The sequence below is a fragment of the Streptomyces spongiae genome (assembly GCF_009377185.1).
Lineage (GTDB): Bacteria > Actinomycetota > Actinomycetes > Streptomycetales > Streptomycetaceae > Streptomyces > Streptomyces spongiae.
Genome location: NZ_VJZC01000633.1, coordinates 1 through 5,555 on the forward strand (window position 1 = coordinate 1; position 5,555 = coordinate 5,555).

A 5,555-nucleotide genomic window follows, 5' to 3' on the forward strand; every position below is an offset into this window, starting at 1 on the left:
GGGTGGGTGCTCGGCCTGAACGGCCTCGTCCTCAAACGCCGGACGGGCTGGTGGTGCCCGGTACCGCCTCGTTTTCGGGCCCGGACGGGCTGGTTGTGCCTGGACAGGCTGAGAATTCAGCCCTTCTCCAGATACTGCTCTCTCTCCTCGTCCAACAGCGCGTCCAGCGCCGTGCGCAGGCCCGGAAGGTGCTCCAGCTCCGGGTCCTCGGCCACGACCGCCGCCGCCTCCTCTCTCGCCTCCGCGATGATCTCCTCGTCCTCGATCACCGCGAGCATGCGCAGTGAGGTGCGGGCGCCGGACTGGGCCTGGCCGAGGACGTCGCCCTCGCGGCGCTGTTCGAGGTCGATGCGGGAGAGCTCGAAGCCGTCGAGGGTGGCGGCCACGGCGTTGAGACGGGCGCGGGCGGCGCTCGCCTCCGGCATGTCGGTGACCAGGAGGCAGAGGCCCGGGGCGGAGCCACGGCCGACGCGGCCCCGCAACTGGTGGAGCTGGGAGACGCCGAAACGGTCGGCGTCCATGATCACCATCGCCGTGGCGTTCGGGACGTTCACACCGACCTCGATGACCGTGGTCGCGACGAGGACGTCGGTCTCGCCCGCGGCGAAGCGGCGCATCACGGCGTCCTTGTCGTCGGGCTGCATGCGGCCGTGCAGGACCTCGACCTTGAGTCCCTGGAGCGGGCCGTTGGCCAGCTGGTCGGCGACCTCCAGGACAGCGAGGGGCGGGCGCTTCTCGGCCTCGTCCTCGGCGGATTTCCTGCCCTTCCCGGGGGCGTCCTCCTCGTCTCCGATCCGGGGGCAGACCACGTACGCCTGGTGCCCGTTCTCCACTTCCTCCCGCACCCGGTCCCACGCGCGTGCGAGGAAGTGGGGCTTGTCGGCGGCCGGTACGACATGGCTGGCGATCGGGGAGCGGCCGGCGGGGAGCTGGTCGAGGACGGAGGTCTCCAGGTCGCCGAACACGGTCATCGCGACCGTGCGCGGGATGGGCGTGGCGGTCATGACGAGCAGGTGCGGCGGCTGCTTGCCCTTGCCGCGCAGGGCGTCGCGCTGCTCGACCCCGAACCGGTGCTGCTCGTCGACGACCACGAGACCCAGGTCGTGGAACTGCACCTTGTCCTCGATCAGCGCGTGCGTGCCGATGACGATCCCGGCCTCCCCGGTGGCCAGGTCGAGCAGCGCCTGACGGCGGGCCGCGGCGCCCATGGAGCCGGTGAGCAGGACGACCTTGGTGGCGTGCTCGGCACCGCCCAGCATGCCGCCCTCGGCCAGCTCCCCCATCATCTCCGTGACCGACCGGTGGTGCTGCTGGGCGAGCACTTCGGTGGGCGCGAGCATGGCCGCCTGGCCGTCGGCGTCGACTACGGCGAGCATGGCGCGGAGGGCCACCATCGTCTTTCCAGATCCGACCTCTCCCTGCAGCAGCCGGTGCATCGGATGCTCCGTGGCCAGGTCGCCGAAGATCTCCCGGGAGACCTTCTGCTGGCCGTCGGTGAGCGTGAAGGGGAGGCGGGCGTCGAAGGTGGTGAGGAGGCCGTCCGGGCTGGGGGTGCGGGCCACGGCCGGGAGTTGGGCGTCGGCGTGGCGGCGGCGGGCGAGGGCGACCTGGAGGACGAAGGCCTCGTCCCACTTGAGGCGGTCGCGGGCGGCGAAGGTGTCCGCCTTGGTACGGGGCTGGTGGATCTTCAGCAGGGCTTCCGGGAGCGGGAGGAGGTTCCTGCCCTCCCGCAGCGACTCCGGCAGGGGGTCCACCGCCTCCTGGGCGCTCGGCAGGACCGTCTGGACCGCCTTGGCGATCTTCCAGGACTCCAGCTTGGCGGTGGCCGGGTAGATCGGGATGAGGGCGCCGGCCCAGCTGTCGATGGCGTGCGCGGCCTCGCCGGTGTCGCCCCGCAGCAGCTCGTACGCCGGGTGGGCCAGCTGCAGGCGGCGGTTGAAGACCGAGACCTTGCCGGCGAACAGGGCGCGGGTGCCGGGCAGGAGCTCCTTGTGGGGCTTGTGCACCCCGTGGCCGAAGAAGACCAGCTGGAGGCGGCCGCTGCCGTCGGTGATGGTCACTTCGAGGCGCTGGCCCTTGCCGCGCGGGGCCTTGGCCGAGGCGAACGTGTGCAGGCGGGCGTCGGCGACCTGGGCGACCACCGTCACGTGCTCGTCCATGGGCAGGTCGGCGAGTTGGGTGAGCTGCCCGCGCTCCTCGTACCTGCGGGGGTAGTGGTGGAGCAGGTCTCCGAGGGTGTGCAGGCCGAGGTGCTCGGCCATCACCTTCGCGGTGGCAGCGCCGAGCACGGACTTCAGAGGCTGTTCCAGTGGTTCTCGCAGTGCGGGCACGAGATCCATTGCACACCACGGCACTGACAATGCCGTATACGTCTTGGAAATCCGCTGGTCAGACGGGTAGTTCGCGGCCTAGGATGACGCACTCCCGGCCTCCTCCGCGGTCACCGCCCCACCGGGACCGCCCGACCCCGCGCCGTCGAACATCCCCCACCCGCGGCGCCGTGACGATGGATTCCCAGACCTCACAGTCATCCCAGGCACCTCAGTCACCTCACTCACCTCACACTTTCCAGGTCGACCTTCGTGGTCTGGTGGACCTGCTGTCCCATCACCTCTACTCCAGTCCGAAGGTCTACCTGCGCGAGCTGCTGCAGAACGCCGTGGACGCGATCACCGCGAGACGGGCCGAGCAGCCCGACGCGCCCGCCCGCGTGCGGCTCTTCGCGGAGGGCGGCTCCCTGCGTGTGGAGGACTCCGGCGTGGGGCTCACCGAGTCCGACGTGCACAACCTGCTGGCGACGATCGGCCGCAGTTCCAAGCGGGCCGACGGTCTGGAGTCGGCCCGCTCCGACTTCCTGGGCCAGTTCGGCATCGGCCTGCTGGCGTGTTTCGTCGTCGCCGAGCGCATCCGCGTCGTCAGCCGCAGCGCCCGTACGCCCGACGCGGCGCCCGTGGAGTGGACGGCCACCGACGACGGCTCGTACACCGTGCGCACACTGCCCGAGGACGCCCGCACCGAGCCCGGCACGACCGTGCACCTGATGGCGCGTCCTGGGGCGACCGACTGGCTGAGCCAGGAGCGGGTGCTGTCCCTGGCGCGGGACTTCGGGTCGCTGCTGCCGTACGACGTGCGCGTGGGCGACGAGGCGGTCACCGACCTGCCGGCGCCCTGGGACCGCGCGTACCCGTCGCCCGCCACCCGGAGAGTGGCCCTGGCGCGGCACTGCCACGAGCTCTTCGGGTTCACACCGCTGGACTCGATCGAGCTGGACGTGCCGCTGGCCGGGATCAAGGGCGTGGCGTACGTGCTGCCGTCCGCGGTGAGCCCCGCCCAGCGCGCGAGCCACCGCGTGCACCTGAAGGGCATGCTGCTCACCGAGCGGGCCGAACAGCTGCTGCCGGACTGGGCGTTCTTCGTGCGCTGCGTCCTGGACACGGACAGCCTGCGGCCCACGGCGTCCCGCGAGTCGCTGTACGAGGACGAGACCCTCGCGGCCGTACGGGAGGCCCTGGGCGAGCGCATCCGGTCCTGGCTGACCGGGCTGGCCGCGGGTGATCCGGAGCGGCTGGCGGCCTTCCTGTCGGTGCACCACCTGGGCGTGAAGTCCCTGGCGCGGCACGACAAGGAGATGCTGCGCACGATGCTGCCGTGGCTGCCGTTCGAGACGACGGACGGGCGGCTGTCCCTGGAGGAGTTCGCGCAGCGGCATCCGATCGTGCACTTCACGCGGACGGTCGAGGAGTACCGGCAGGTCGCGCCGATCGCGTCCGCGCAGGGCGTCGGCGTCGTCAACGGCGGCTACACGTACGACAGCGAGCTCGTCGAGGCGCTGCCGTCGGTGCGCCCGGGGACGGTGGTCGCCGAGCTGGACGCCGACACGGTGACCGCGCACCTGGACGCGGTGGACCCGGCGGAGGAGCTGGCGCTGTCGGGCTTCCTGTCCGCCGCGCGGGGCAAGCTCGACCCCCTGGGGTGCGATGTCGTGCTCCGGGCCTTCCATCCGCTGTCCGTGCCCGCGCTGCACCTGGACGACCGGGCGGCCCGGCACGAGCAGGCCCGTGCGGAGGCCGAGGAGCAGGCCGACGACCTGTGGGCGGGCATCCTCGGCTCCCTCAGGGGCAGCGCCCCGCGCGCGCGGCTGGTGCTCAACCACCTCAACCCGCTGATCCGGAGGATCAGTTCCCTCAGCGACCGGGAGCTGATCGGCACCGCCACGGAGTCCCTCTACGGTCAGGCCCTGCTGATGGCCCAGCGCCCCCTCAGGCCCGCGGACTCCGCGCTGCTGAACCGCGCGTTCATCGGCCTCCTGGAGTGGGCCACGCACACCGAGTCCGGGGAGGACGGACGCCGATGAGCCAGTTCAGCCAGTTCGGCGAGTTCGCCGAGATCACCGACTTCGACGAGCTGCGCCACGCGATGGCGGAGAACTACGACCAGCCGGAGGGCCCCGCCCGCAACGCGCGCGCGGAGCACCTGCTCGCGCAGGCCGAGAAGCTGACCATCCCGCTCGCCGTGACCGAGGCGCTCGGACACCAGCTGAAGGTCTACAACTACAGCTCCGAGAAGGACAAGATGTTCGTCCCCTTCGCGCGCCTGCTGCGCATGTGGGACGAAAGCCCGGAGGACTTCGACGAGTACGAGACCCACTCGCTGCACTGGGTCTTCAAGTGGATGTCGGCCGGCATGCTGAACCAGCCGCACATCCCGCTCGCCTCCGTCGAGAAGTGGCTCGGCGAGATGGAGCGCCGCTACCGCCTCGCCGGGCACTCCGAACGGGCCGTGCGCAGCGCCGAGTTCAGCGTGGCCGCGCACGTCGGCGACCTGGAGCGGGCCGAGCGGGCGTACACGGCGTGGCTGGCCGCCGACCGGGACAGCATGGCCGACTGCCACGCCTGCGAGCTGCACGGACAGGGCTGGTGGCAGGCGCTGCGGCGCGCGGACGACAAGGCCCTGGAGCTGTGGGCGCCCGTCCTGGAGGGCGAGTACACGTGCGCCCACGAGCCGCACACGGTCCTGGCCGCCTCCCTGCTGCCGCTGCTGCGCCTGGGCCGCCTCGACGAGGCCCGCGCCCACCATCTGCGCGGTTTCCGGCTCGTACGGCCCATGGAGAGCATGCGGGGCGCCTACGCGGACCACGTGGAGTTCTGCGCCCTGTCCGGCAACGAGGCACGCGGCCTGGAGCTGCTGGCCGAGCGCCCGGCGTACTTCACGGACACCGGGGACCCGCGCAGCAAGCTGGACTACATGGCGGTCGTGGCGCTGCTCATGGGCCGGCTGGTCGAGCTCGGCATGGGCGATCAGCCGGTGCCGGGTCCCCCCGACCGCACCGGGTGGACGGCCGGCGAACTGGCCGCCCACGCGCGCGGGGAGGCCCTTTCGCTGGCCGCCCGCTTCGACGAGCGCAACGGCACGCCGTACGTGGGTGCGCGGGCCGAGGAACGCATGGACCGGCGGCCGTTGGTGGAGCGGCTGCCGTTGGGTGTGCGCACGGCCCGGAAGGTGCCGGTTCCGGCGCCGCGGCCTCCGGCCGCCGTGGAGCCCGCCGCCTCGTCCCC

General features: G+C 72.0%; 2 protein-coding genes and 1 pseudogene. 2 read left to right on the top strand and 1 reads right to left on the bottom strand.

The genetic code is table 11. From position 1 onward, the window contains the following. Window positions 1-116 precede the first annotated feature (116 nt). Window positions 117-2,339, bottom strand: coding sequence for an ATP-dependent DNA helicase RecG (gene recG, locus FNH08_RS43350; RefSeq protein ID WP_152777007.1), 2,223 nt, complete (start codon window positions 2,337-2,339; stop codon window positions 117-119). A gap of 167 nt (window positions 2,340-2,506) precedes the next feature. Between recG and FNH08_RS43355 the strand changes: the two genes are divergently transcribed. Both FNH08_RS43355 and FNH08_RS43360 read left to right on the top strand, forming a co-directional pair. Further along, entirely contained in the window at window positions 2,507-4,354 is a 1,848-nt protein-coding gene (locus tag FNH08_RS43355; protein WP_152777008.1) for an HSP90 family protein, read from the top strand. Further along, window positions 4,351-5,555, top strand: a pseudogene (locus tag FNH08_RS43360) (tetratricopeptide repeat protein); the annotation flags it as partial. The gene FNH08_RS43355 and the pseudogene FNH08_RS43360, both read left to right, overlap by 4 nt.